Source organism: Oceanisphaera ostreae, assembly GCF_042676125.1.
Taxonomy (GTDB): Bacteria; Pseudomonadota; Gammaproteobacteria; order Enterobacterales; family Aeromonadaceae; genus Oceanimonas; species Oceanimonas ostreae.
Window position 1 is genome coordinate 34,992 of sequence record NZ_JBHTJS010000048.1, and the last position, 25,794, is coordinate 60,785.

General features: G+C 50.1%; 23 protein-coding genes. 11 read left to right on the forward strand and 12 right to left on the reverse strand.

The features are described from left to right. The first annotated feature begins 2 nt into the window (after positions 1-2). Positions 3-1,352 carry an APC family permease gene (locus tag ACFQ1C_RS12550; protein ID WP_379558958.1) on the forward strand — a complete coding sequence of 450 codons (1,350 nt, stop codon included), beginning with the start codon at positions 3-5 and terminating at the stop codon, positions 1,350-1,352. Positions 1,353-1,523: 171 nt separating this feature from the next. On the opposite strand, the gene ACFQ1C_RS12555 is transcribed toward ACFQ1C_RS12550, so the two are convergent. From ACFQ1C_RS12555 to ACFQ1C_RS12575, 5 genes are all read right to left on the reverse strand, one after another. After that, positions 1,524-2,333, reverse strand: coding sequence for a 3-hydroxybutyrate dehydrogenase (locus ACFQ1C_RS12555; RefSeq protein WP_379558959.1), 810 nt, complete (start codon positions 2,331-2,333; stop codon positions 1,524-1,526). Positions 2,334-2,345: 12 nt separating this feature from the next. After that, a complete protein-coding gene (locus ACFQ1C_RS12560; protein ID WP_379558960.1) occupies positions 2,346-3,716 on the reverse strand; it encodes a TRAP transporter large permease in 1,371 nt (456 codons plus the stop codon). A gap of 10 nt (positions 3,717-3,726) precedes the next feature. Next, positions 3,727-4,350 carry a TRAP transporter small permease subunit gene (locus ACFQ1C_RS12565; RefSeq protein WP_379558961.1) on the reverse strand — a complete coding sequence of 208 codons (624 nt, stop codon included), beginning with the start codon at positions 4,348-4,350 and terminating at the stop codon, positions 3,727-3,729. Between the two features lie 63 nt (positions 4,351-4,413). Then, positions 4,414-5,496, reverse strand: coding sequence for a TRAP transporter substrate-binding protein (locus ACFQ1C_RS12570; protein ID WP_379558962.1), 1,083 nt, complete (start codon positions 5,494-5,496; stop codon positions 4,414-4,416). 256 nt (positions 5,497-5,752) lie between these two features. Further along, positions 5,753-7,240 carry a sigma-54 interaction domain-containing protein gene (locus ACFQ1C_RS12575; protein ID WP_379558963.1) on the reverse strand — a complete coding sequence of 496 codons (1,488 nt, stop codon included), beginning with the start codon at positions 7,238-7,240 and terminating at the stop codon, positions 5,753-5,755. Positions 7,241-7,629: 389 nt separating this feature from the next. Here ACFQ1C_RS12575 and ACFQ1C_RS12580 point away from each other — a divergent pair, with 389 nt between their 5' ends. From ACFQ1C_RS12580 to ACFQ1C_RS12600, 5 genes are all read left to right on the forward strand, one after another. After that, positions 7,630-8,775, forward strand: a complete 1,146-nt coding sequence (locus tag ACFQ1C_RS12580; RefSeq protein WP_379558964.1) for an AI-2E family transporter — start codon at positions 7,630-7,632, stop codon at positions 8,773-8,775. Between the two features lie 431 nt (positions 8,776-9,206). Continuing rightward, complete coding sequence (locus ACFQ1C_RS12585; protein WP_379558965.1) at positions 9,207-9,473, forward strand: DksA/TraR family C4-type zinc finger protein; 267 nt, start codon at positions 9,207-9,209, stop codon at positions 9,471-9,473. Between the two features lie 202 nt (positions 9,474-9,675). After that, a complete protein-coding gene (locus ACFQ1C_RS12590) occupies positions 9,676-11,061 on the forward strand; it encodes a DEAD/DEAH box helicase (RefSeq protein ID WP_379558967.1) in 1,386 nt (461 codons plus the stop codon). 142 nt (positions 11,062-11,203) lie between these two features. Beyond that, positions 11,204-11,566, forward strand: a complete 363-nt coding sequence (locus ACFQ1C_RS12595; RefSeq protein ID WP_379558968.1) for a hypothetical protein — start codon at positions 11,204-11,206, stop codon at positions 11,564-11,566. 98 nt (positions 11,567-11,664) lie between these two features. After that, positions 11,665-12,522, forward strand: coding sequence for a LysR substrate-binding domain-containing protein (locus ACFQ1C_RS12600; RefSeq protein ID WP_379558969.1), 858 nt, complete (start codon positions 11,665-11,667; stop codon positions 12,520-12,522). Positions 12,523-12,553: 31 nt separating this feature from the next. On the opposite strand, the gene ACFQ1C_RS12605 is transcribed toward ACFQ1C_RS12600, so the two are convergent. Continuing rightward, positions 12,554-13,471 carry a LysR family transcriptional regulator gene (locus ACFQ1C_RS12605; protein ID WP_379558971.1) on the reverse strand — a complete coding sequence of 306 codons (918 nt, stop codon included), beginning with the start codon at positions 13,469-13,471 and terminating at the stop codon, positions 12,554-12,556. 146 nt (positions 13,472-13,617) lie between these two features. Between ACFQ1C_RS12605 and ACFQ1C_RS12610 the strand changes: the two genes are divergently transcribed. From ACFQ1C_RS12610 to ACFQ1C_RS12625, 4 genes are all read left to right on the forward strand, one after another. Next, the gene (locus ACFQ1C_RS12610; protein ID WP_379558972.1) at positions 13,618-15,030 is read left to right on the forward strand and encodes a sodium:solute symporter family protein; all 1,413 of its coding nucleotides are present in this window, start codon (positions 13,618-13,620) and stop codon (positions 15,028-15,030) included. A 246-nt stretch (positions 15,031-15,276) separates the two neighbouring features. Then, the gene (locus tag ACFQ1C_RS12615; RefSeq protein ID WP_379558974.1) at positions 15,277-16,515 is read left to right on the forward strand and encodes an NAD(P)/FAD-dependent oxidoreductase; all 1,239 of its coding nucleotides are present in this window, start codon (positions 15,277-15,279) and stop codon (positions 16,513-16,515) included. Positions 16,516-16,590: 75 nt separating this feature from the next. Further along, entirely contained in the window at positions 16,591-16,884 is a 294-nt protein-coding gene (locus ACFQ1C_RS12620) for a hypothetical protein (RefSeq protein ID WP_379558975.1), read from the forward strand. After that, positions 16,814-17,323: a hypothetical protein gene (locus tag ACFQ1C_RS12625; RefSeq protein ID WP_379558976.1), complete on the forward strand. Its 510-nt coding sequence runs from the start codon at positions 16,814-16,816 to the stop codon at positions 17,321-17,323. Before ACFQ1C_RS12620 ends, ACFQ1C_RS12625 begins: the two co-directional genes overlap by 71 nt. 96 nt (positions 17,324-17,419) lie before the next feature. On the opposite strand, the gene ACFQ1C_RS12630 is transcribed toward ACFQ1C_RS12625, so the two are convergent. The 3 genes from ACFQ1C_RS12630 to ACFQ1C_RS12640 all read right to left on the reverse strand — a co-directional run bounded on the left by ACFQ1C_RS12630 (position 17,420) and on the right by ACFQ1C_RS12640 (position 21,048). Beyond that, positions 17,420-18,886 (reverse strand): sodium:solute symporter family protein, encoded by a 1,467-nt coding sequence (locus ACFQ1C_RS12630; RefSeq protein WP_379558977.1) that lies wholly within the window; start codon positions 18,884-18,886, stop codon positions 17,420-17,422. A 383-nt stretch (positions 18,887-19,269) separates the two neighbouring features. Then, positions 19,270-20,481 (reverse strand): M24 family metallopeptidase, encoded by a 1,212-nt coding sequence (locus ACFQ1C_RS12635; protein ID WP_379558978.1) that lies wholly within the window; start codon positions 20,479-20,481, stop codon positions 19,270-19,272. 198 nt (positions 20,482-20,679) lie between these two features. Further along, a complete protein-coding gene (locus tag ACFQ1C_RS12640; RefSeq protein ID WP_379558979.1) occupies positions 20,680-21,048 on the reverse strand; it encodes a diacylglycerol kinase in 369 nt (122 codons plus the stop codon). Between the two features lie 357 nt (positions 21,049-21,405). On the opposite strand from ACFQ1C_RS12640, the gene ACFQ1C_RS12645 reads away from it, so the two are divergent. Continuing rightward, a complete protein-coding gene (locus ACFQ1C_RS12645) occupies positions 21,406-23,130 on the forward strand; it encodes a phosphoethanolamine transferase (protein ID WP_379558980.1) in 1,725 nt (574 codons plus the stop codon). Here ACFQ1C_RS12645 and ACFQ1C_RS12650 read toward each other — a convergent pair. Genes ACFQ1C_RS12650 through lpxH form a run of 3 tightly spaced genes read right to left on the reverse strand, consistent with a single transcriptional unit; the run spans position 23,112 to position 25,788 of the window. Next, positions 23,112-24,365: a sensor histidine kinase gene (locus ACFQ1C_RS12650; protein ID WP_379558981.1), complete on the reverse strand. Its 1,254-nt coding sequence runs from the start codon at positions 24,363-24,365 to the stop codon at positions 23,112-23,114. The genes ACFQ1C_RS12645 and ACFQ1C_RS12650 overlap by 19 nt on opposite strands. 1 nt (position 24,366) lies before the next feature. Next, the gene (locus ACFQ1C_RS12655; protein WP_379558982.1) at positions 24,367-25,041 is read right to left on the reverse strand and encodes a response regulator transcription factor; all 675 of its coding nucleotides are present in this window, start codon (positions 25,039-25,041) and stop codon (positions 24,367-24,369) included. Positions 25,042-25,050: 9 nt separating this feature from the next. Beyond that, on the reverse strand, positions 25,051-25,788 hold the full coding sequence (gene lpxH / locus ACFQ1C_RS12660; RefSeq protein ID WP_379558983.1) for a UDP-2,3-diacylglucosamine diphosphatase: 738 nt from the start codon (positions 25,786-25,788) through the stop codon (positions 25,051-25,053). Positions 25,789-25,794: the final 6 nt, after the last annotated feature.

Here is a 25,794-nt window from a genome sequence, read left to right on the forward strand (position 1 = left end):
TTATGTCAGTCAATGAATTTGGCTATAAACAGGAGCTTAAACGCTCCCTCAGCCTGACGGATCTGATCATCTACGGGATGATTTTCATGATCCCCATCGCGCCCTTCGGTGTGTATGGCTGGGTATCCGCCGATTCCGGCGGCATGGTGCCGGCTGCCTATCTGGTTGGTATGGTGGCCATGCTGTTTACTGCGCTCAGCTATCAGTCAATGGCCAAGGCCTTTCCCATAGCCGGCTCTGTTTATTCTTATGCACAGCGTGGCATTCATGAACAGGTAGGCTTTATTGCCGGCTGGGTGCTGTTGCTGGATTATCTGCTGATCCCGCCACTGCTGTATGTGTTCAGCGCCCTGGCACTGTCGCACCTGTTCCCGTTTATCCCTAAGCTTGTCTGGGTGGTCTTCTTTCTGGTAACCGCTACTATCGGCAATCTAGTGGGTATCAAGTTCACCGCCAAGTTGAACAAGTATTTTCTGGTTGGTGAGCTGATCGTACTGGCATTGTTTGTCGGTTTTGGTCTCTATGCCCTTTATTACCAAGGCATGGGCTCTGGCGGCCTGACCCTGCGCCCCCTGTTTAATATGGATACCTTTGAGCCTGAACTGATCATGAAGGCAGTGTCCATCGCGGTTTTGTCTTTCCTCGGTTTTGATGCCATCTCTACCTTGGCCGAAGAAGTGGAAGACAATCCAGCCAAGAAAATCGGTCAGGCGGCATTGGCCACCCTGTTTATCATGGGCAGCCTGTTTGTGCTACAAACCTGGATTGCGGCCGATCTGTCGGTAGGCATGACCTTCGAGTCGCCCGATACCGCCTTCTACGAGATTGCTGGTATGGCTGGCGGCAGCTGGTTGGCGACCCTGGCGGCGGTGGCCACGGCCCTGGCCTGGGGGATTGCGGTATCGATCACCTCTCAGGCGGCGGTATCCCGCTTGCTGTTCTCCATGGCGCGAGACAAGAAGTTGCCGGCGGTACTGGCCAAGGTACACCCCAAATTCAAGACCCCTCATATCAGCATCTATCTGGTGACTGTATTATCGCTGGTGATTGGCATCCTGTTCCTGGACAGCCCAGATGTGCTGACCTCTCTGGTGAACTTTGGTGCCCTGACCGGTTTCTTGCTGTTGCACCTGTCGGTGATCAACCACTATTTTGTGCGCCAGCGTTCCGGGCAGGTTATTCGTCACTTGATCTGTCCTGTTCTCGGTCTGCTGATCATCGGTTACGTGCTATTCAGCATGGGGCAAGAAGCACAGACCCTGGGCCTTGCCTGGATAGCGATTGGGGTGGTTTACCTGTGCATCCTGAAATATGTGCTGGGCAGACAGCCGGTGTTGCAGATAGAAGATTGAACAGCAACATATTTGTCTTCTGACGAGGCGCACTCTTCTCGCGGCCTTGTCAGAAGATAAACAGTCACCCTCTGTTTTCTCTGGCACGAAGGCATCACCCACTGGTGATGCCTTCGTGCATTTATTCGTTACTTATCACGCCTCACCTATCCTCCTCTCTTCACATCGTTATCACTGCATGTGCCAGCCGTGGCTAACCACTACCGCCTGTCCGGTTAGAGCCGCCGAGGGAAACGCCGCTAGGTGCACTGCTACCTCGGACACATCGGCTAAGGTAGTAAACTCACCGTCCACGGTATGTTTGAGCATCACATTGCGGATCACTTCTTCTTCGCTAATACCCAGCTCTTTGGCCTGCTCGGGAATTTGCTTGTCGACCAAGGGTGTGCGTACAAAGCCCGGGCAAATAATATTGCTGCGCACGCCATGCTCTGCGCCTTCGCGGGCTACCGAGCGGCATAAGCCCAGCATGCCGTGCTTGGCCGTCACATAAGGCGCCTTTAGCGGCGAGGCCTCCATTGAGTGCACCGACCCCATAAACAACATGCTGCCACCACCATTTTTATACATCTGTAGTAGGGCTGCTCGGGTGACCAAAAATGCGCCGCCCAGATGGACATTGAGTACGCGATTCCAATCGGCAAAGGCTAGCTTGTGCAGCGGGGCTATGTGCTGAATACCCGCGTTAGCCAGCGCAATGTCCAATCGCCCCCAGTGGCGAACCAGCTGGGCCATGCCCTGCTCTACCGCCGCTTCGTCGGTCACGTCCATCTCTAGAGCGATGGCACTGCCCCCCGCCGCCACTATGGCCAACGCAACTTGCTCGGCGCGAGCCAGATCCAGATCGGCCACCGCCACCTTGGCCCCTTCTTTGGCATAATGTTCGGCAATGGCCCGCCCTATTCCCTGGCCAGCTCCGGTGATCAAAGCCACTTTATTAGTTAGGCGCATCGGTGTTTCTCCTTTTAATAACTTAATCATGTACAGGATCATTTACTGACCGCCGTAAACTCGCGTAGGTAGCCAGGTGGCCAACGGTTCAAAACAGAACACCAATACCAAGCCCAGTAATTGCAGGGCAATAAATGGCAATACGCCCAGATAGATATGACGAGTGGTGATGCCCGGAGGGCACACCCCTTTAATGTAAAACAGGGCAAAACCGACCGGTGGAGTTAAAAACGAGGTTTGTAAACACAAGGCAAACAGCACCGCAAACCATACCGGCTCCACGCCCAGTGAAAACACCACAGGCGCGACCAGTGGCAAGATAATCAGGGTTATTTCCACCCAGTCGAGAAAAAAGCCCAGCAAAAAGGTGATAAACAAGATGGTGATCATGATGCCGGTGGTACCGAACGGCAGTCCGGTAATGGCATCGCGGATCACATCGTCACCGCCTAGCCCACGCAGCACCGCCGCAAACACGGTGGCACCAATAAAAATACCAAAGATAAAGGCCGTGGTACGGCTGGTTTGATATAAAGACTCTTTAAGTACCTCCATGGTCAGACGCTTGCTTAGCAGCGCCATTAGCAGCGCACCCGCGGCGCCCACCGCCGAGGCTTCGGTCGTGGTGGCTATACCCATAAAGATCGAGCCCAGTACCGCGACGATAAGCACCATTGGAGGCACAACCGCACGAAATACGTCCAGCCAGGCTTTGGCATCCATACGTTCGCTATAAGTAGGCGCAGGTGCCGCGTCTTTTTTCCACCAGGCTAGTAGCACGATATAAAGAATATACATCAGCCCCAGCATCACACCGGGGATCAACGCGCCCATAAACAACTTACCCACCGAAGCCGCCGGCGTACCCAAGCGGTCGGCCATTAACACCAGCATGATGCTCGGCGGCACCAGAATGCCTAAGGTACCCACCGAGCAGGCAGTGCCCACCGCTAGGCTTTTGCTGTAATTGGCCTGCATCATGGGCCCAAGCGACAACATGCCCAGCAATACTACAGAGGCACCGACAATGCCGGTGGACGCTGCCAGCAGCATGCCGACGATAACCACGGTAACGGCATAACCGCCACGTAGCGGGCCCAATAAACGCACTAAACTGTGCATCAGTTTTTCGGCAATGCCTGAGCGGTCGAGCATAATGCCCATAAAAATAAACAGCGGTAACGCCACCATGAGTTCGTTGGCCACAATGCCAAAGATACGGGCATCCAATACCCCTATGGTGCCGTTCCAGGTAAACCAGAGATTAGCGTCAAACTGTTCTACCAGTACGTGCCCCACCATGGCGAACAACAATCCGGTTCCGGCCAGCACCCACGCCACGGGGAAGCCCAGTAGCAACAGGCCCATAAAGGAGGCGAACATGGCGATCACCAATAAGGTTTCCAGCTCCATAACAACCTCTTTATTTCATATGTGAAGACGACTTCGCCGTGGGCGCTAACGCTCTGGGAAAGGCAAACAATAAGGTCATGCAGCGTAAACCGCGTGAGAATAGCGCTGTGGCCACCAGTATCAGACCAATAGGCAGCATACTTTTAAAAATAAACCGATACGGCAGCCCGCTGGGGGCCTGAGAGCGTTCGTTATACACATAGGCCTTCCAGGCATAAGGCAAGAGCGCATCAATCATCAAAGTAATAATCGGCAGAGCCAGCAGCACTATGCCCAGCAATTCGATAATGGACTGGGTGCGCAGCGAGAACTTTTCGCGCAGTACATCTACCCGCACGTGATCGTCCTTTACTACCGCAAACCCCAACGTCAGCATCATGGCGATGCCAAACAGATGCCAAGACAATTCCTCTAGGGCAATGGAGCCTGCCGACAGCACGAAGCGGCTGAACACATTGGTTAACACCACCACCAATACCGCCAGCCACAGCCAAGAGCTCAGCCGACCGATGGCCAACACAAAAGCGTCTAGCCGGTGCGATAACCAATTGCTAGGCAATTCTGCGGTTTGAGCATGGAGGGCCGGGGTATGAGATGGGGATGACGAACTCGGTTGCGTTGGAACCTGAGACATAAGACCTCCTGATAAAACAGTCATCAACATGGCGGGCCACAGGCCCGCCGCCGTCAGTCAGGATTAATCGTATTGGTAGAAGTCGCGCGGCAGGTAACCCTTGCCGTGCCAGATGGAGTGATGTTTCATAAAGTCACGCTGACTGGTAAGCACACGATTGAACATTTCATCTTCGGCCGCCATGTCATCCATCACCTTATTAGTGACTTTTTCTAGCTCACGTAATACCGGCTCGGGCAACACCTGAGCATTCACACCTTCTTTCTCGTAATCGCGCAATGCAGTCGGTTGCGCCCACTCGCTTTGGGCAAAGCCTTTGAGCGTGGCCGACTCACAACCCATTTCGATTAACGCGCGGGTTTCTGGCTTTAGTTTCTGCCATACATCTTGGTTAACCAGCAGGTGCGAGGTGGTCAGGGTTTGGTGCCAGCCGGGCATAATGTAGTTTTTTACTATTTGATCTAGGCCTAGCATCTTGTCGATGGCTGGCTGAGAAAACTCGGTGGCATCTATGGTGTTACGCTCTAGTGCCTGAAATATTTCGGCACCGGGCACCATGGTGACCGAGGCGCCTAAGTTTTCTAGCACCTTGCCGCCAATACCGGCAAAGCGAATGCGCAGTCCCTCGAAGTCTTCTAGGCTGGTAATTTGCTTTTTAAACCAACCGGCACCCTCTGGGCCTATGATGCTGCACAGCATGGGATGAATATTGCGCTCGGCATAAATTTCTTCTAGCAGCGTCTTGCCATCGCCTTCGTAATACCAGGCCAGATAAGCCGGTGGCTCCATATTGAAAGGTGCGCCAGAATACAGTGGCAACGCGGGAATGGTGCCCTGATCGTATCCTACCCAGGTATAACCGGCAGGATACTTGCCCGAGCTGACTGCATCCATGATTTCGAAGGGAGGTACTAACTCACCGGGCTCGTAATAACGCAGCTTGACGTCACCACCCGACACCGCCGACAAGGATTCAGACAAGTGCTTAACTGGTGTGGTCAGCCCAATTAAATGCGAAGGAAACGCCAGGGGAACCTGCCAGCGAACTTTTTCGCTGGCCGCCACTGGGGCACTAATTACCGTGGCACACAGAGCGGCGCCGGCCATGGCTCGCGTTAACGTAGACAACTGATGCTTGATGGTCATAGATATTTCCTTTTTCTTTATTCAGTCCTTTGGCATCGCCGAACATGGCGATACACGCTACTCATCTTCACTCGCTGTTACCAAGTGCTTGCCTATATTACCAAGCACTAAATGTGCCAACTATGTAAACACCATGTTACATGCGGGTTTAACGAAAAATTCAAATGAGACTGTATAATGAACTGTCTGACTTAACAGACAGTAAAAGGAGTAATATTGAAAACGGCATCCTGAAATTCGGACACCTGTGTGACATTCAAGACAGGCAAGTCAGTCTGGCTAACTTGTCGTAAAACACCGATCGCGAAATACCCAACAAGCGCGCCGCCTGACTGCGATTATTCTGGCACTGCGCCAAGGCCGCTCTAATTGCCTCGGCTTCAGCCTGAGCCAGCACCTCTGCCAAGGGGCGAACCACACCTTGCGTGGGTAGGGTGTCATTGCTAGGCGAGACCGGCAGAAGATGCTCAACGTCAGCTCTCTGTGGCTCAACGCCCTGCGCTATAGGTAACACAGCTTCGGGTAACACCCGGTGTAAGGTGGCAATATCCAGCACTTCGGCGCCCTCGCTCATGGTAAAAGCCCGCTCTAGCACGTTGCGCAGTTCTCGCACGTTACCGGGCCAGCTGTGTTGGCTCAGCAACTTCACCGCCGCGTCGGTAATTTCGGTACGTTCGTGACCGCTGCAAATATCTTCCAACAAAAACTCACACAAAATGCCAATATCGGCGGGCCGTTCACGCAGCGGCGGTATCTGAATTTCCAATACGTTAAGACGATAATAAAGATCCGAACGAAAGCTCCCGTCCGCCACCATGGCGGTTAAATCTCGACTGGTGGCGGCAATCACCCGCACATCTATCGGTATTATCTGATTTGATCCCAGCGGCTCTATCTCTCGCTCTTGCAGCGCGCGCAGCAATTTAGCCTGCAAACCCAGTGGCATGTCTCCCACTTCATCCAAAAACAGCGTGCCCCCCTGAGCTCGCTGAAACTTACCTTCGCGCATTCGTTTGTCGGCACCGGTAAAAGCACCCGGTGCCACGCCAAAAAACTCGGCCTCCAACAGGTTTTCGGGAATCGCCGCCACATTCACCCCCACGAAGGGGCCTTCCATGCGAGCCGATAACGCATGCAGTGACTGCGCTAATACCTCTTTACCGGTGCCGGTTTCGCCTAATAGCAACACCGGAATCTCTCGCCCTGCCGCTAACCGAGTACGGCGCTTAACCTCCAGTACGGAGGGGCTGGCGCCAATAAAGTCACCGAGTTGGTAGCGGGTGCTGCGCCCTGTTTTAGCCAAGGCTCGTTTGGCCGCCAGCAAGTCTTTATGCAAACTGCGATACTTGCTGACCAAGGGCGTGAGCGGCTGTAAGTCATCAAACAAAACAAAAGCCACGGCACCACTGATCTGCCCTTCATCATTAAAAAAAGGTAAGCGAGTGACCACCAGCTGCTGGCTATGATATTCCATGATATCCAGTAATAAGGGGCGACCACTGTCGACCACCTCGGGCATACGGCTGTGAGGGATCACACTCAACACGGGTCGACCTATTACACCATGGGTATCGGTCAGCCCCAGCAATTTGGCATAACGGCTGTTAATCCAGGTGATACGACTATCTTTATCGACCGCAATCGCGCCAGCACTCGCCTGTTCGAACATAGGGAAGACAATTTCAATCAACTCTCTGGTGAGGCCGCGCCCCGGGCCTGAGTGAGATTCAAACGGTGTAGTCATACTAATGCCTCCTTGGCACGCTCGCAGCTCAACAGACTCAAGAGCCTGTTGACCTTTCGTGGTTAAATTTTGTAAACCCGAAGGGCAGCATTTGTGGCGCCTTTCTACGGCGTTATCGCTTATTGATGGAGAATAACTCCATGGCACAAGCGATGCCTTGTATAAAGCCCCCACAAACCGCTGCAAAAATCATCTCGAAAGGTCAACAGACCCTAGGGATACTAGCCAAAAGCACCGTTTGATTCGAGCAATGACTCGATGGCGGCTGTGGCTTTATGCTCAGGCTATGTTTCGGCTATGATCAAAGCAAAGGTAATCGGTCGGCGTGCCGAGCGCGACGGTCAAAATAAGATTACACTGATTAAACCCACACACTGGACGTAGCATTAATGACAGACCATCAGGAAGGCCCATTTAATCGCAGAAGAACTGACAACAATCAACCGCCTCTAATTGATGCGTTTAATGCCCGCAATGCGTCAGTCATCATACTGGCAACGCTTGCCTGTATCTTTTTTATCGACTGGGCACAATCGGTGTTACTACCCTTGATTGTGGCGGTGTTTATTAGTTACGCACTGGACCCTTTATTATCGCCGTTCGATAAGATAAACATTCCTCGCCCTATTAGCGCCGCAGCCATCGTGACCCTGTTACTCGCGATTATGGTCAGCGCCAGCATTCCCTTGCAGCGTGAAGCGATTGCCATGCTCGACAAAGTTCCCGTAGCCGTCAGCAAATTTCAACGCTCATCCGCCAGTGGCCCACCTAAAGAAGCGAACATAATAGAAAAAGCACAAGAGGCCGCCAAAAAAATTGAAGACAGCACCAGCGAGAAAAAAGTCCGCACTCCGGGGGTGACCTCAGTGCGTATTGTTGAAAAGCCATTTAATGTGCAAGAATTTTTAATGGGGGGAGCTTCAGCCGCGCTCGTCATGGTGTCACAAAGCCTTTCCGCCCTGCTGTTAGTGTATTTTTTATTAGCTGTGGGCAAGCTATACCGACGGAAAATAATCCGTATTTCGGGCCCGTCGTTTGAGCGAATGCGCAAAGCGACGCATATTATGGATGACTTTCATCATCAGGTACGCCGATTTTTGTTTGTTATGCTATTAAGCTCCGTGTTCGTCGGGGGATTAACCTGGCTGGCGTTCTGGTTTTTAGATGTAGAACAAGCGGGACTTTGGGGCGTACTGGCAGGAGTCGCCAGTGGTATTCCTTATCTGGGTCCGATATTGATTTTTTTTGGTACCGGCATGGCGGCGTTTTTGCAGTTTGGCACCCTAGACATGGCCTTCATTGTAGCGGGCACGTCTTTGGCCATTACCAGTGTTCAAGGCAACGTGCTGACCCCTTGGCTCACCAGTCATTTGTCTAGCCTTAACCCGGTAGCCATTTTCGTTGGCCTGCTATTTTGGGGTTGGATCTGGGGCCCTGTGGGGCTCATTATTGCCACTCCGTTACTAATGGTCATCAAATCGCTGTGTGATCACGTGGCCAACTTAAGGCCCTTAGGGGAGTTTCTAGGTAAATAAGTGAAATCTGTGCAGGGTGATGGGTGAAGAAGACGATATAACATCAAACCTAAAACCATATTTGCCACGGAATCCACGGAACCCACAGAAAAATAGAGATCAAATCTGAATAAAAACCTGTTAAGGGTGAAGCATAAAGAGTGAAGAGAACAACATGAGACCTAAAAGCCAAACCATCCTGCTACGCTGGGTTAAAGTCTTAGCTGATGGCTTACAGCTTCAAGCTTATCGCTGCCCGAAGGGCTGGCTCTTACTAATAAAATCACTTGGTACTTTTCGATCTTATCTCTACTTAACTTAATTTTTCTGTGCGTTCCGTGGATTCCGTGACAAAAAATCTTTAGCCCATTTGTTTAGCTAAGAGTCTGGTGCTTGCTACTGTCTTCGGTAATAAGCACTGAACTAACATCATCATTCGGAGGGAACATAACATGGCAGGTGGATGGTCGCGCGATGGCGCCGTACAAGATCAAATTGATGCCAGCGTAGAAGATGCAGTAAAAGATGCCAGAAGCCATCTTAACGCCGGCGACAGCTTAAGACATTGCGAGGAATGTGATGCCCTCATTCCCGAGGCGCGCCGCAAAGCCATACCCGGCGTACGACTGTGCATTGCATGCCAGACAGAACTAGAAAAAGAGCGCACAGGCTCCGAGGGCATCAATCGCCGCGCCAGTAAAGACAGTCAGCTGCGATAAGTCGCAAAGAAAGCTAGTGACAGGCTGCAAGCCTAAAGCTAAAACCAAATCCGCTGTCTTTCTTTCAGCTCTAAGCTTCAAGCTTTTGGCTTGTTTATATGCCCCTTGCTCTTCCCATGCTCTTTTCAATACATATGGGTAAAACTCTTATACAATGGCGGCCGTTTTCTTTGTTATTTTTATCTTCAATCGGAGCAGTACTTTGGCGCAACAACCCGAACAGTTTAAAGATCTTGGTTTAGACACCCGTCTTCTAGCCGCCTTGGAGCACCAGGGGCTTCACACCCTTACCGAGATCCAAGACCGAGCCATTCCCGTTATTCTCAACGGCTACGACCTGATCGCCTCTTCTAAAACTGGATCGGGCAAAACGCTGGCTTTTTTGCTGCCCTCGCTACAACGACTAATCAAAACCAAGGCTCTAAGCAAACGCGACCCTAGGGCGCTGATTTTGGCGCCCACCCGTGAGCTAGCCAAGCAGGTATATGAACAGCTGCGCTCAGTCACCAGTGGCACCTCATTCAATATTGCCCTGTTGCTGGGTGGCGAAAACTTCAACGATCAAATCAAGCTGTTACGTAGGCAACCCCATATCATAGTGGCGACTCCGGGTCGTCTAGCCAATCATCTCAATGAGCGCTCATTAATGCTCAACGGCCTAGAGCTGTTGATCATGGATGAAGCGGATCGCATGTTGGATTTGGGTTTTTCTAAAGAACTAAATCAGATTAATGACGCCGCCGATCATCGCCACCGTCAAACCTTGATGTTCTCGGCCACCCTCGATCATGCCGAAGTCAATGAGATGGCAGAAAAACTGCTGAAAGCACCGAAGCGTATCGCGGTAGGCGCGGCTAATGCCGAGCATGCGGATATTGAAAAACGCTTTTACTTATGTGATCACCTCGATCACAAGCAAGCCTTATTGCAGCATATTTTAACCAGCCAAACTTATCAGCAGGCCATTATTTTTACCGCCACTCGCCCCGACACCGAGCGCTTGGCAACCTTGCTGCAACAAACTGGACTGACTACGGCGGCACTTAGTGGCGACATGAGCCAGTCGGAACGCAATCGCATTATGGATCGCTTCAGTCGTGGCCAGCAAAAAGTGCTGATCACCACCGATGTGGCCTCACGCGGCTTAGATTTATTGCAGGTATCCTTGGTGGTTAACTTCGATATGCCCAAGCAAGCCGAAGAATATGTCCACCGTATTGGCCGTACTGGCCGCGCGGGCGCTAAAGGCGTAGCCATGTCACTGGTTGGCCCTAAAGATTGGGATGCCTTCAAACGCGTTGAGAGCTTCTTGCAGCAAGATATTAGCTTTATGACTTTTGAAGGTTTCGAAGGCAAATTTAAAGGCATCATGCCCAGTAAGAAACAAACCGCCCCGGCCAAAGCCAGAGGTAATGGCTATAAAGGCAAAGGCGGCCCCAACGCGTATAAACCGGCTAAAAGACCAGCAAAACCAGAAAAAGCACTTAAAGATCGCAGTGACCGACTCACTCCCGGCACAGGTTTAGGCTCCAATGACGGTATGGCTCCGCCTAAGCGCAAGAAGCCAACTGATAACACGTCTGAATAACAGACCTGTTAAAGATAGCTACACGCGGACGCCTTACGTAAAGATAAGCACCGTCTTGCTTTGACTTACAGCGTATGGCGTACCGCGGCCTAACGGCATGACTTACATATACGTACTCAATACACGTAACCCAGGAGCGAATATGAATAAGAAGCATGCCTTTGTCGTTTATGCCGGTGAACAAGAACAAGGCCGCGTCTTTCATGCATTAACCCATGCGCTGCAGGCTCATGAACGCGGTAATACCAGTGAGCTATATTTTGCCGCCGAAGGTTCCGCCTGGCCGGGTTTACTGGCCAACTGCAAGCATCAACTAAACCCATTGTTTAGCAAACTGCTGGATTTGGGTGTGGTACAGGGCGCCTGTGAAAGCTGCGTGATTGCCTTTGGCCATGAACAAAGTACTGGCCAAGTGGTGCCCTTGGTTAAAGGCCCAGAATGCAGTTATGGTCAGATTGATATTCTCGGATTAGAAGACGACGGTTATCGAGTCTGGCTGTTTTAATATGTACCTTTGCGCTTAACTGTTACTGCTCCCTTCCCCATTTATGAAATTAATGCTAATAATACAAACATTAATCTCTAAAATGATGGCATTTCAGGATGAAGAATCTTCCCACGGACTTGTTACGTACTTTTGTCACTATTAATCAGCTGGGGGGCTTCACTCCTGCGGGTGAGCGGCTGGGGCGTTCGCAACCGGCGATAAGCCTGCAAGTGAAGCGGTTAGAAGAGCTGCTCGATATCCGGCTGTTCCATCGATCCAGCGGTATACAGTTAACCGAAGAAGGCCAGCTGCTACTGGGCTATGCGCAGAAGATGCTAGATTTAAACGATGCCATAGTCTCGCGATTGAGTGCACCCAAGGTTAGCGGCTCGGTGCGGTTAGGGATCCCCAACGATTTTGAAGTCTCCTTTCTGGCCACAGCCATAGGTCGTTTTGCTCAAGCCTACCCCAACGTGACTCTGGATGTAAGCAGCGACATCAGCACCAATCTATTGCAGGATTACGGCAAGGGCGAATACGATCTGGTTATGGCAATAGAAGAAAATGGCCAGCTCCAACCGCGCCTGACAGACTACATCACAGAGCCACTGGTATGGTTACGCGGTAATAACCTGATGCTAGAACCCGGCGAGCCCCTGCCGCTAATCCTCTACCCCAAGGGCTGTCTATATCGCAAGACCATTATCAACGCCCTTAACCAAGCCAATCTGCCCTGGCGCATAGTTTACAGTACCTCTAGTCTGTTGGGTATTCATGCTGCTATTAAGGCGGGTTTGGGTATTAGCGCTTTGTCCAAAAGTACGGTACCTGAAGGGCTGGAAGCCTCAGTTACCTTTGCGCCCTGCCCATCCCTCGGTAATCTGTCTATCGGTTTCTGTTACGAGCCAAATAAGCTAACGTCCGCCTCACACATGCTGCTCGACTACTTAAAGCAAGGCCTCCACAGCCTGTAACATTAACCCAAGAAGCACTTATCGCACCAACCTATCTATTTAAAGATACGGCCATCTTATCGAGTTCCTCTTTTAAAGCACTCTGAAACTGATGACAGAGCCGAGAGACCAAGTGAAAACTCGGTAAGATAATAGCCACCTCGAAGTCGATTTGTGGCGTAAAAGGCCGTAATACAACTGTGTTATCATTTCTTCTACCATATTCCATGGCTGTAATCGGATCGATCAGCGCATAGCCGACTCCCTCATTGACTAGGGCCATAGCCGAGGGAAACAGCTGCGTTTCTGCAACTACATTAAGAGAACAGTTGTGCTTATAAGCAAGGCTACGCAACCGCATGGTACTTTGATGCGCATCACCCAGAGTAATGAGCGGCCTGCCCTCCAGATCCTCGATGGTGATCTCCTTTTTATCGACCAATGGTGAACCTGGTGGCAAGGCACAAATCATCCTGAAACTATAGGGAAAGACCTCCAACTCCTTTTTTTCTTGCGGTTTCTCCACTATTCCAAGATCAAAATGGCCACCCGCAACCCATTCTTCTACCTTTCTAGATGGAAATGTCTGCAAAGATAGCTTCACATCGGGATTACTGCGCATAAAACTAGCAACAATTTTAGGTGCCAGAGTTGACAGTCCCGGCATGCAACCTATTTGTAATTTCCCAACCCTACCATTCTTCAGATTTTCAGCCAGCTCCCCCAAATCACTTAATGCCCTTAGCACTCGTTCAGCCCCTTCGGAAAAGGACTTAGCCTCTATGGTCATTTCGGTACCATAGTGGTTTCGTTTAAATAGCATAAATCCTATATCACTCTCCAAGTTGGCAATCGCAGTGCTCACCGCCGGTTGTGTCAGACCTAAGCGTCTTGCCGCCTTGCTGATACTACCGCTACTTATAACCTCTTGAAATATATATAATTGTTTTGCATTTATTTTAGGGTTCATGATCGGTCTCGAATAAAGTATTTTATTAGTCAAAATGGTATAGATTTATTTTATGTTTCTATTAAAAAGTATTATTTGATTTTATACCACGACAATTAACATAATGAATACATTCTCACAACAAACAATGGACGTAGGAGAGTGTTATGCACCACTTAGATGTAATGGGCCTGTTGGCCTACTTCATACTGCTGGGTTACATAGGTTTTAGAAGTGCCAAAAAAGTAAACTCCAGTGCCGACTTTGCTGTTGCCGGCAACAGAATTACTTGGCCCATCCTGTTTGCGACTTTGGCAGCCTCCTTTCTCGGGGGAGGGGCCTCTATGGGCCGCGCCGGACAGGCATTTGATCACGGCTACGCCTTTATGTTTGCAGCCAGTGCCTTTCCCATTGCCACCGTTTTAACAGGTATCTTCATTGCACCAAAACTGAAGCGGTATATCGGCGCTCATACGGTAGGCGACATAATGGAACAACAGTTCGGCCGTTATGCTCGACTGATCACAGGTATCTTTTCACTAATATTTTGTATAGGGATCTTGGGAGCCCAAGCATTGGCAGTTGGAACCGTATTCAATGCAATTATGGGCATCAATATTACCACCGGCATTTTGATCGGCATGGGAGTAGTAGTACTGTACTCCACCGTAGGCGGCATGTGGGCGGTAATACAGACCGATGTAGTTCAGTTTTTGATGCTTGCCATTTTCATGCCAATTACATTATTAATAGGTATCAATGAAATGGGTGGGGCTGAACAGCTGATTGCCCAATTACCTGATAGTCATTTTAGTATTATGGGCGATTACGGTCCTGGTATGTTTATCAGCCTGTTTATTGCTTTTCTGCTCGGTGAAACTCTAGTCCCTCCTTATACCCAACGTGCACTGGCAGCACCCGACGCTCGCAATGCAAAGATCGGCTATACGATTTCAGGATTATTTGGTTTTCTGTTCTATTTTGTCAGCTCAACCATTGGTCTAATCGCTCTAATCCTGTACCCAGATATCAGCCCAGACCTAGCAATGCCCGAACTGATTAAAACCGCTCTACCTCTAGGCATCACCGGCCTGGTTCTTGCCTCTCTACTAGCTGTAGTAATGTCGACTGCCGACTCTTATCTTAATTCGGCGTCGGTCATCTTTGTTAAGGATATCTACCAGCCATTTATCAACCCCGACATCAGCGAGAAGCAAAAACTATGGATGGAACGCTTAGTAAATCTGTTAATAGGTTGTGGAGCAGTTATATTCGCCTTATATGCGACCTCTATCATTGATGCTCTGCTGATCAGTTATTCACTATGGGCGCCGACTATACTAATTCCTTTCATTCTCGGAGTTCTCTTTGATCTTAAGTGCAGTAAGTCAGCTATAAGTGCAATCATTGCCGGTGCTCTGATTACTATTTTGTGGAAATGGGGCCCTTGGGATCTAATCGGCCTGACGGGGCTGTCCGCTCTAGTCGCCGGTGTATTAGCTAATCTGACGGTCTTTACCATAATTTATCAAGCATTTAAAGATAATCGAGTTAGCTCACCCGCTGTTCGAAATAATTAATAATTGGGAGTTCAGATATGCATTGGTTCGAATTTGTTATTTATGCAGTATCCGCTACCTGCATTATTACGGCATTAGCTATAGGCGTTATGTCCTATAATTTTTATAAAAAAAACTAAGAGTAAAAAGAAAAAGGGGGGTGCAGAGCCCCCCCTTTAAAGACGTACTTGTCATTAATTATCATAACGCATGCTTTTATAATATATATCTTAGCTATCATTACACCAATAAGGTGGTTGTCTTAATATGAAAAATGTCATAGTTATCGGTGCAGGAATTGTCGGCCTGTCCGTATCGAAAGCACTATTGGACAAAGGCTACCAAGTAACTTTACTAGATGAAAATCAGCCTGGTTCGGGTACCTCGTCAGGAAATGCTGGTCTTATTGCCAATTATGCCACCACTCCATTATCTAATTCTGACAGCCTGTGTTCTATGCTCAAGGAGATGCTCCGCAAAAAACGTGCATTATCGATTGCTCCTCATTATCTGCCGGAATTGACCAGCTTTAGTCATACTTTTTTGCGTGCAACCGGCAACGAAGCTTTTACCAAAAACAAGAAAATTTTAGTCGAATTAGTCGCTAGAGGAAGCTTATTGCAGCAGCAGTTACTAAAAAATATAGGATCGAATAAACTTTACCAGACCAAAGGTTGCCTGCAAATTTATCGTCAAGACTCCACCATTGGCTCACAGCTGGAAAAACTGGCCGCCGCAAAACAACTAGACGGGGTGCAGTGTGAAGCATTAGATCGAGATGCACTGCTGAAACTAGAGCCCGGGTTGAATCCTCAAGGCTTGGAAGGAGGCCTTTGGTATCCTGACACTTGGTCATTGCGCAATCCCCAGCAACTCAGCACACAACTCTATGAGCAACTGTTGAAGCAGGGATTGAGCTATCAACAACTATCAGTAGATGCCATCAAACAATCAGGTGACAAAGTGCTGGTCCGAACGAGCAAACAGGAATTGGTCGCCGACACCGTAGTACTTTGTGCAGGCATGGGGAATCAGCAGCTACTCGCCTCTTTGAAAGTAAAACTCCCAGTAGTGAGTGAGCGAGGCTATCACCTGATGTTGAACGATAATGATTTGGTGCTGAACCGGCCCGTCGGCTGGCTCGAACGTTATTTTTATGCGACCCCAATGAATCACGGCATCCGCATTGCTGGTACCACGCAATTTGCTCGGCCGACAGCGCCAGCAGCACAAGACAGATACCTGCATATGCAGGAGTGGGCAGAAAGCCTATTTGGACGTCCGGTCTCGGTAGCTTCGCGCTGGATGGGAGTACGTCATAGCACTCCCGATTCATTGCCCGTTATCGGTCCCCTTCCTGACAATAAACGCGTCATACTGGCTTTTGGTCATGGCCACCTCGGCATGACATTAGCAGCCTTAACAGGTCAATTAGTGGCTGACTGTCTGTCCAACCTTCAACCAAATGAACTGGCGACGGCGCTATCACCGGCACGTTTTCTTTAAGCATTAGTTCAGATGTACCCTTAACCCTTACAATAAAAAACAATCTAACTATATTAAAAATAATGGAGATGACTCATGTTGATTCAAGGTGGGATTGCTCATTACGACACTCCGATTGGCATTATCTGTTTGGATTCAAAATTCCCCAAACCCAGTGGTCACATTAGAAATCCGACAACATTTAAATTCCCCACCGTTCAACATGTTGTTAAAGGTGTAGATGTAAGACGTTTATTATTCGAGCCGACACCAGACTTAATAGAGCCCTTTATTCAGGCGGCTAAGGAGCTGGAACTGAGTGGAGTTGAAGCAATCAGGCAGCTGTGGATTTCTGGCTCTATATCAAAGGGATATTGCAGCTGCAGTTAACATTCCGGTTTTGCTCTCAAGTTTGCTGCAGGTTCCATTGCTACAGATGATGTATTCTCCGAAGGTCCGTATTGGTATTCTTACCGCGAGTAAACAGGCACTAACACCCAAACACCTTGAAGGTGTAGGAATTGTTCACCAAGACAGCTTGTTTATCAAAGGGATGGAAAGTAAAGAACATTTCTGGACATGTATCGTGGAAGGAGAGCGGCACAATTTTGATATCAAGATTATGGAGCAGGAAATACGTGAGTCAGCTAGAGAATTAAAAAAACAGCATGATATTGATGTACTTATTCTGGAGTGTACTGACTTATCCGCTTTTTCTGCTGCCATTCAGGAAGATGTACAAGTTCCTATCTTCGATATCAATACTTTAGTTGAACTTACCCAAAGTGCCTTGTGGCGGACCACTTATAACCGACACCGCTTTATGTAGCGCCCGATTATCTCTGTCAGAACGGCATGAAAAAGCCCGGAAGATCCGGGCTTTTTTTTATTCGACTACTTTTATTCTACAAGCAAGCCGATGATATCAGTAGCTGCGAGCCATAGCGGCAGAGCTTACTTTTTTCGTCATCATACTAACGGTTATATACACCACACTGGAAGCGGCACAACCGTATAGCGGTCCTTCTACCCAGCCCACATCGGTGAACAGCAGGAAAGTGCCGCTGGTGAACAGACCGGTGAACATGGCGGCCAAGGCGCCGTAAGCATTGCCTTGCCAGAAAGTAGAGATAAACACCGGCCCAATCATCACTGCCAGCAAGGTACCTGAACCGAGAATGCCCAACCAAGATAACATGAAGGGCGGTGCAAACAGCATCATCACAAATCCGACTAAGCCAAGAATAGCCACCCAGCTACGGTTGATCCATAAGATACGCTGGTTACTCGCGGTGCTATTGGGAAACAGAGCGGTGCGCATGTCGTGAGAAGCCGCACTCGATACTGTATGCAGTAGCGAGTTAGCCGTTGACTTCATGGCAAACAGAATAAACAAGGTAATGATCCCTGCTAGTGCTGGATGCAAGAACGTAGCCAAATATACCGGCATCGCCTGATCCGAGTCGGCCAGTGGCGGATGAGCGATACGCACATACATACCAATAATCGGCACCAAGCTCAACAAAATGCCCAAGGGAGCTACCCAAATTGCCACATGATGCATCTTCACCGACGGTTTGAATGCCAGGAAGCGTACCGCCATATAAGGCAACACAGCAGTAAACAGGAAGGCATAAGGTAATACCAGGAACACAGAGCTCTTGCTCTCGCCATAAGGCGCCGCAGTCGTCGGATTGAGCAGCTCAGGATCAACCGCATTCAGCCGTTCGATAAACTCGGTCAGATTCACATCGGTAAAAATCTGTACCATCATCACCACGGCACCGACGCACATACCCACTACCATCAAGGTATCGGTCCAGGCCACAGCAGCCAAGCCACCCAGCATGGTGTAGAGTATAATCACGCCAATCATCAACAGTGCACTTTCCGTCAGGCTGATGCCCAACCAAGAGGCTCCCAACAGACCCACGGCCTTAATTTGACTGGTCAGAAACACCAGCAGCAGCACTATGGTAATAGCCGCGGCAACGCCCTTGACCCAACGCTCAATGCCTGAGCCACCGCCGTGCACCTGAGATACATACTCGGGTATGGTACAGCTGCCCAACTCTTCGGCACGACGGCGCAAAAAGTGCGCAAAGTACAACACGGCAATGACCATGGCCGGCGCAAAAAAGAAGTTACCTAGCACTTCTATCGAGCCAAACTCGTAAGCAACACCAGGGGATCCCATAAAGCCCCAGCCACTAAACCCAGTGGCGACTATAGTACCAGCACCCACAAATGGACCTAAACTGCGCCCTGCCACCAGAAAGCCGGAGGCGTCACTGTCTTTGATCGCGCGGCTCGACAGGTAGCCGATCAATATCAAGATGCCAAAGGAGCCCAGTAACAGCCCCCAGTTTAACAAGTCATAATTATCCATCATACATTCCCTTTAACTCTGATTAACTCGAGCAACAAGCCTGATTATTTAGTCTTCATGACGCGGCTTGTAGATGAACTGTCGATAACAATAGGCCAGTACGACCCATACCAGAATGCCGACATTTAAATAAACAAAACTACCCATGGTCCATGAGTGAGACAACATAATTTCTACCTCTCTGAGCGACGTGTATTCACGCTGGTTGCACAATCCCTGATTCCACCGGTAGTAACCGGCCTCACCAGAAGTAGCTTGGCAATAACGAGTCTCTGTTATTACCAATAACTGTTAAATCTATGACAATTAAGTCAATTTCATCATAATAAATGATGGTTTATCTTCATAAATAAAAGAGGCTCGCCAAACTGGCGAGCCTCTGTGTATTAACCCTTGATAATATTGTGTTCAGGCCCGAATGGGAAACCTGTGATATTTTCAACGCCGGTTTCGCTAATCACGAGAATGTCGTGCTCACGATAACCACCGGCACCCGGCATGCCTTCTGGCAGCATGATCATCGGCTCCATAGACACTACCATGCCCGGCTCCAGTACTGTTTCGATATCTTCGCGCAGTTCCAGTCCGGCTTCGCGGCCGTAGTAGTGGCTCAGGGTACCGAAAGAGTGACCGTAACCGAAGGTGCGGTATTGCAACGCATCCTGCTCGGCAAAGATTTCGTTCAGCTCGTGAGCGATATCGCAGCAGCGAGTACCGGCTTGAATCAACTCTATGCCACGGCGGTGTACTTTACAGTTCAGCTCCCACAGCTCTAGGTGACGGTCGGATACATGCTCGCTGAACAGAGTACGTTCTAACGCCGTGTAGTAACCACCAATCATCGGGAAGGTGTTCAGGCTGAGAATGTCACCGGCTTCAATTTTACGGCTAGTCACTGGGTTGTGAGCACCGTCGGTATTAATGCCCGACTGGAACCACACCCAAGTGTCCATGAGCTCGCCATGAGGGAAGGTTTTAGCAATTTCACGCACCATGGCTTGAGTACCGGCCAATGCAACTTCGTATTCTGGCACACCCACACCAATAGCGTCACGAATAGCGGCGCCGCCTACATCGGCCACGCGGGCACCGTGCTTGATCACAGCGATTTCTTCCGCCGACTTGATCATGCGCATTTTCATGGTGGGCACGCCAATATCGACAAATTCAGCTTCTGGGAAGGCTACTTTTAGTTTATCGAGATTTTGCAAGTTAAGGTGGTCGAATTCAACACCGATGCGACGCGCGCCGCCAATCAGCGACTTGACCGCATAAAAGAAGCTGTCTTGCTGCCAGTCGGTATACACCAGATTGTCGCCCAATGCATTACGACGGTATGGCTGACCACCATCAATGTTGGCAGTAATGGTGGTATGAATGTGTTGGGTCACGGCCAAACCGTAGTCACGGCCAAAGCGGCAGTACACAAAATCACTGAAATAGTTAATGTTGTGATAAGAAGTAAACAACACAGCGTCTACGTCGTTGCTGGCCATGTAGCCGCGCAGTTTAGTCTGACGTGAAGCCATTTCTTGCTTGGAAAACATACCCTGGACTTTTTCACCGTTGGGAATATTCAGAGTTCTTGGCATTTGCATGGTAAGAGATCCTTCCTATATGACCGTAACTAAGGGTTATTGTGCCGCTTAATGAGTAACCGGACTAAGCGCATAACCTCATACTAGATTCGTTCTTGTCATAATAGAAATGAATACTTTAAATAACCTCATTAGAGTTGTTAATGGTGCGTTAACCCAATGTTTACACCGTGTTGGTGCAGTAAGGCAATTATGATGTTACCCGAGGCTGTCGAGCCACACCAGACCCCACGTTATCGCAGCCACTAGTAGCGCCAGTAGTACGGTTGCCGACCCTATGTCTTTGGCTCGGCCCGATAGTTCGTGATATTCCGGTCCAATACGATCCACCACCGCCTCAATGGCTGAATTTAACAACTCGATAATCAATATCAGCAACAGACTGCCAATTAGCAGCGCTTTTGCCAGCAACCCTACGTTCCAGATAAGGGCGATGGGCAACAACACCGCCACCAACCAACATTCTTGACGAAAAGCCGCCTCGTGTCGATAGGCCGCCTTTAGGCCCCGTAATGAATAGCCGAATGCAGCCACAATACGCGCCAGCCCTATTTTTCCTGGTTTCATAACAAGCGATTCCGTTTTTCTATTATGTGTCTGGTGTGCCCTGCGATAAGTCGAACATGATACTTTTTCAGCCGCAAGACGCATGATTATATGTCAGGCCCGTCATCAACGGCCAGCGTCACTACCCTTTAGCAGCGTCGATTTCCTATCAATATCCCATCTTAAGGATGACCTGCTTTGTCTGCAGTTAGCCGTTGCACTCGGTTAGTTATATGAGGAGTAATCTGACACCGTTAGTTTGCACTGCAATAGGTGAAAAAAAGGTCGAAGCATGGCGCTATATTTGACCTTTTTTTTACCTCTCTGGGCTTAGCATGAAATGAGTAACCTCATTTCGTTTCTGACTGGAGTCTAACAATGTCCATATTCACACCCCCTTCTGCTGTGTCGGCATCACATGCGCCGACACAACATAAGTCCGCTCAATCTAGGCCCGCATTCGGCTTAACACCCGCCCGGCTGGTGTTGTTCAGCGCCGGCTATTTTTTTCTGGTGCTCAATGTTGCCCTGCTGGCCAAGCTGCTTGGTATTATCAATGCGCTGGACCAGGTGAGCCCCGGCTTTGTGTTAACCATACCGCTGTTTTTTGTCGCCTGTTTCAACGCCATATTCAGCTTGTTCACCGTTTTTCGTTGCGAAAAGCCGGTATTAATATTCTTTATTCTGCTCTCATCCTTACTTAGCTATGCCATGTACAACTACGGCACCATCGTCGATAGAGACATGATCGTCAATATTCTGGAAACCAACGCCGGCGAAGCCAAATCTTACTTAAACCTGACCGCCGGTCTCTGGTTTGTGTTCACCGGCGTATTACCAGCCGCCTTAATCCTGAAACTGCACATCAAGCGCAGCACTGTGGTGCGAGAGCTGTTGATGAAATTAGTCTCCATCATAGTATCGGCGCTGGTAATTTTACTGATCGCGACTTTTTACTACAAAGACTACGCCTCGGTTGGCAGAAACAACGCCTACCTGAATAAGATGATCATTCCCACCCACTTCACCCACAGCCTGTATGGCTATGTGCAAGATACCTATTTCAAGGAAGACATCCCCTATCGCCCGCTAGGTGAAGACGCCACCCTATCCGCCCAATCACCGGATAGCCGCAAGCAGCTACTGGTGCTAATGGTGGGTGAAACTGCCCGTGCCGATAATTTTCAGTACGGCGGTTATGAGCGAGACACCAATGCCTTTACCCAGCCGCTTGGGGTAACCTATTTTCAGCAAGTGTCATCCTGCGGCACCGCCACTGCCGTGTCGGTGCCTTGCATGTTTTCACGCCTGTCCAAGTCGGATTTTTCTGATACTCAGGCCGCCAACCAAGATAATCTGATGGACATAGTACAAAGAGCTGGCATTAATACACTGTGGTTGGAGAACGACGGCGGGTGTAAAGGCGTGTGCGAGCGCATTAAGACCATTGAATTCAAGCCCGACGCCAACACGCCGGTGTGTGACGGCGACTATTGTCAGGATCAGGTGTTACTGGATGGCTTAAGCGCCCAGCTCGACCAGTTGAGTGAGCAAAATAACATGATAGTGCTGCACATGGTGGGCAGCCACGGGCCGACCTACTACAAGCGTTATCCCGCCGAGTTTTCTCACTTTCAGCCCGATTGTCAGCGTAGTGATATTCAAAATTGTGACGCCCGTCAGCTGAACAATACCTATGACAATACCCTGTATTACTCCGATTACATCATGAGTAAGGTGATCACCTTATTGAAGCAGCGCCAAAATCTAAGCACCGGCATGCTGTATGTATCGGATCACGGCGAGTCTTTGGGTGAGTCTGGGCTGTATCTGCATGGTATGCCCTATTCACTGGCACCCACAGAGCAGACCCATGTGCCTATGCTAACCTGGTTCTCCGACGCCTTTGTGGCCGACAAGCAACTGGACGAGCAATGCCTGCGACAGGACGCCAAGAACAGCGTCTATTCCCACGACAACCTGTTTGACTCTATTTTAGGCTTGATGAATGTGTCGACCGACCTTTACCAAGCACAGCTGGATGTCTTCAACGGCTGTCGTGGCCAAGGCCGGATCGCTCTCAATCAGGCCTCGTCAAAATAAACCGTCGCCTGAGTGCCGGTGCCGTCGGGGCTGGATAACGCCAACCGCCAGCCCTGATGTTCGCAAATACGCTCGACTATCGCCAACCCCAGCCCAAAGCCTTCGGGGTTGGCAGCACTCACCCCACGCTCACGAACTTGCTGTTGTGCCGCCAGAGCAATGCCACTGCCGGTATCCAGCACCCGCAAATAGTGCGCATCTAGCTCCAGCCGTATTTCTCCCTCCAAGGTGTGCTGCATGGCATTACGTAGCAGATTATTCAGCACTGCGACCATCATGGTAGCGGGCCGCTGTCCCACCTCACCGTTTACCTCAAGTTGCAGCGTCAATCCTCTGGCATCGGCCAGCGGCTGCCAATGCGCCAATTGCCGAGCGGCGATATCGGCTAATGGTTGCTGCTCGTTTTTGCCCGACAAAGAGTCGGGGGTGCGGGATAGCTGTAAAAACAACTCGGTTTGTTGCTGCATTTGTAGCAAGGCCCCGTCGATACGTTGCAACTGACGCAGCTCGGCGGCGGGTGGTTCGCCTTCTTTTAGCATGTCTACCGCACCACGGATCACCATCATGGGGGTACGTAGTTCATGACTGGCATTGGCAGAAAACTGCTGCTCACGCAGCAAAAGTTCGTTCACGCGTAATACGTAGTGATCGAAGCTACGCGCCAGCTGGCCGGTTTCGTCGTGGGGGTAATCCATTTCGAGCCGACTGCCCAGCTGTTGTGGCAAACTGGCGACGGCGGCGGCGAGGCGCGATATCGGTTGCAAGATCTGCCGGCTCAAACGCCGAGATAGCACAAAGCCCAGCCCCCACACCAGCAAAACGCCAAACCCTACCCCCACAAATACCAACAGTTCATAACGCTCAAACTCGCTCTGATCCTGCACCAGCACATGTACCCAGTCGCCATCGTGGCGCACCAGCAAGTTGTAGGCTTTGTTGGCAGATAGCACTTCGTGCCCGCCCTGAGGGTAGCCACGAAACATCTCGGGCAACAGTTGTTGCTCGGATCGCGGCAACTTGTAGTAGGTAGTGTCCGTCATCGGCAGCACCAACGGCGTGGTCACGCGCTGATGATTGCGAATTTGATCGCTTAAATCACTTTGCAGATGGTTGTAAAATAGGGTGTCTTCAAACCAGAAGATCAGCAACACCATGCCCACCGCCGCCAGCGAGCTGGTGGCTACTATCACCAAATTCAACGCCAGTTGCAGTCGAGATTTAATGGTCATCGACATTTTATTTATCCTCAACGGCTAGCCGATAACCCTGACCGTGCACCGTATGCAGCAAGGTACAATCAAAGGGTTTATCGAGCTGGCTGCGCAGTAGATAAATGTGCGACTTAAGACCGTCGCTGTCTGGGGGATCATCGGCCCACAGCTGATCAATCAAGGTGTCACGACTCACCACATGGGGCGAATGGCGCATCAAGATTTCGAGCAGCTTTAAACATTTGGGATTAAGGCTAACGGCGTGTCCGTCACGGCTGGCTTGGCGTAGATCGAGATCCAGCGTTAGGTCGGCCACCTTAAGCTGCCTGACTTGCTGTTTTTGGCTACGTTTAAGCACCGCCTGAATGCGCGACCACAATTCGGGCAGAGCAAAGGGTTTAACCAGATAATCGTCGGCCCCCACCGCAAAGCCGCCGAGCTTGTCGTTCAGGGTATCGCGGGCGGTTAGCATCACCACCGGCAGTGGGTTTTGCTCGGCGCGCAACTGAGCACACAGCGCCAAGCCGTCTAGTCCCGGCAGCGATAAGTCCAGCACCAGCAAATCATATTCCTGCTGCCGGAGCTGGTTTAAGGCCGCGGCGCCGTTATATAGGGCATCTACCACGCAGTGTTTCAAAGTAAGGTAATCGACGATATTCACCAGAATATCCGGATTATCTTCCACAACCAGTATCCGCATGGGGGCTCCTCAGCTTGCTGGTAATACGCGGTTTTGCAATTCCATCCCTTGCGGGCTAACCACCAACACGCTGCCTTGGGTATACCAATCGCCAAGAACGACGCGCTGGGCTGCTTGTTCTTTTATATACAGTGTATGCATGTCGGGTCTATGAGTATGGCCGTGAATAAGCGAGCGTACTTTGTAGCGCTGCATTTGCCGCTCTACCTCGGCCTGATTCACATCCATCACCTGCATGACCTTCACTTCTTTTGACTGGGCGCTTTTACTACGAATGCCGTCGGCAATGTTCATGCGAAAGGTGAGCGGTAGCCGTAAAAAAAGCCATTGTAGCCAACCCCAACGCGTCACTCGTCGATAACGCTGATAGCCCGCATCGTCAATACATAAGGTATCGCCGTGCATAATCAATGTTCGCTCACCGTATAAATCAATCACCTTATGCTCGGGCAATAAGATAACACCAGCTTGCCGAGCAAAGCGTCGCCCCACCATAAAATCACGATTACCGTGAATAAAATAAACGGGGGTGCCCTGCTCAACACAGGCCTTAAAGGCTGCGGCTACTTCATCGTTCAGGGGGCTGGGTTCATCATCCCCTATAGAGAACTCAAACAAGTCACCCAGCACATACAAGGCCTCGGCGTGCACGGCTTCTTGTTGCATAAAGCGCAAAAAGGCAGCAGTAATGTCTGGCCGTCCGGCGCTGAGGTGTAGGTCGGCAATAAACAGAGTGGTCTGATTCAAGGGCAG

Coding starts and splice junctions, on each gene's coding strand:
- ACFQ1C_RS12550 (WP_379558958.1), top strand. CDS start 3: ATGTCAGTCAATGAATTTGGCTATAAACAGGAGCTTAAACGCTCCCTC.
- ACFQ1C_RS12555 (WP_379558959.1), bottom strand. CDS start 2,333: ATGATTAAGTTATTAAAAGGAGAAACACCGATGCGCCTAACTAATAAA.
- ACFQ1C_RS12560 (WP_379558960.1), bottom strand. CDS start 3,716: ATGGAGCTGGAAACCTTATTGGTGATCGCCATGTTCGCCTCCTTTATG.
- ACFQ1C_RS12565 (WP_379558961.1), bottom strand. CDS start 4,350: ATGTCTCAGGTTCCAACGCAACCGAGTTCGTCATCCCCATCTCATACC.
- ACFQ1C_RS12570 (WP_379558962.1), bottom strand. CDS start 5,496: ATGACCATCAAGCATCAGTTGTCTACGTTAACGCGAGCCATGGCCGGC.
- ACFQ1C_RS12575 (WP_379558963.1), bottom strand. CDS start 7,240: ATGACTACACCGTTTGAATCTCACTCAGGCCCGGGGCGCGGCCTCACC.
- ACFQ1C_RS12580 (WP_379558964.1), top strand. CDS start 7,630: ATGACAGACCATCAGGAAGGCCCATTTAATCGCAGAAGAACTGACAAC.
- ACFQ1C_RS12585 (WP_379558965.1), top strand. CDS start 9,207: ATGGCAGGTGGATGGTCGCGCGATGGCGCCGTACAAGATCAAATTGAT.
- ACFQ1C_RS12595 (WP_379558968.1), top strand. CDS start 11,204: ATGAATAAGAAGCATGCCTTTGTCGTTTATGCCGGTGAACAAGAACAA.
- ACFQ1C_RS12600 (WP_379558969.1), top strand. CDS start 11,665: ATGAAGAATCTTCCCACGGACTTGTTACGTACTTTTGTCACTATTAAT.
- ACFQ1C_RS12605 (WP_379558971.1), bottom strand. CDS start 13,471: ATGAACCCTAAAATAAATGCAAAACAATTATATATATTTCAAGAGGTT.
- ACFQ1C_RS12610 (WP_379558972.1), top strand. CDS start 13,618: ATGCACCACTTAGATGTAATGGGCCTGTTGGCCTACTTCATACTGCTG.
- ACFQ1C_RS12615 (WP_379558974.1), top strand. CDS start 15,277: ATGAAAAATGTCATAGTTATCGGTGCAGGAATTGTCGGCCTGTCCGTA.
- ACFQ1C_RS12620 (WP_379558975.1), top strand. CDS start 16,591: ATGTTGATTCAAGGTGGGATTGCTCATTACGACACTCCGATTGGCATT.
- ACFQ1C_RS12630 (WP_379558977.1), bottom strand. CDS start 18,886: ATGATGGATAATTATGACTTGTTAAACTGGGGGCTGTTACTGGGCTCC.
- ACFQ1C_RS12635 (WP_379558978.1), bottom strand. CDS start 20,481: ATGCAAATGCCAAGAACTCTGAATATTCCCAACGGTGAAAAAGTCCAG.
- ACFQ1C_RS12640 (WP_379558979.1), bottom strand. CDS start 21,048: ATGAAACCAGGAAAAATAGGGCTGGCGCGTATTGTGGCTGCATTCGGC.
- ACFQ1C_RS12645 (WP_379558980.1), top strand. CDS start 21,406: ATGTCCATATTCACACCCCCTTCTGCTGTGTCGGCATCACATGCGCCG.
- ACFQ1C_RS12650 (WP_379558981.1), bottom strand. CDS start 24,365: ATGTCGATGACCATTAAATCTCGACTGCAACTGGCGTTGAATTTGGTG.
- ACFQ1C_RS12655 (WP_379558982.1), bottom strand. CDS start 25,041: ATGCGGATACTGGTTGTGGAAGATAATCCGGATATTCTGGTGAATATC.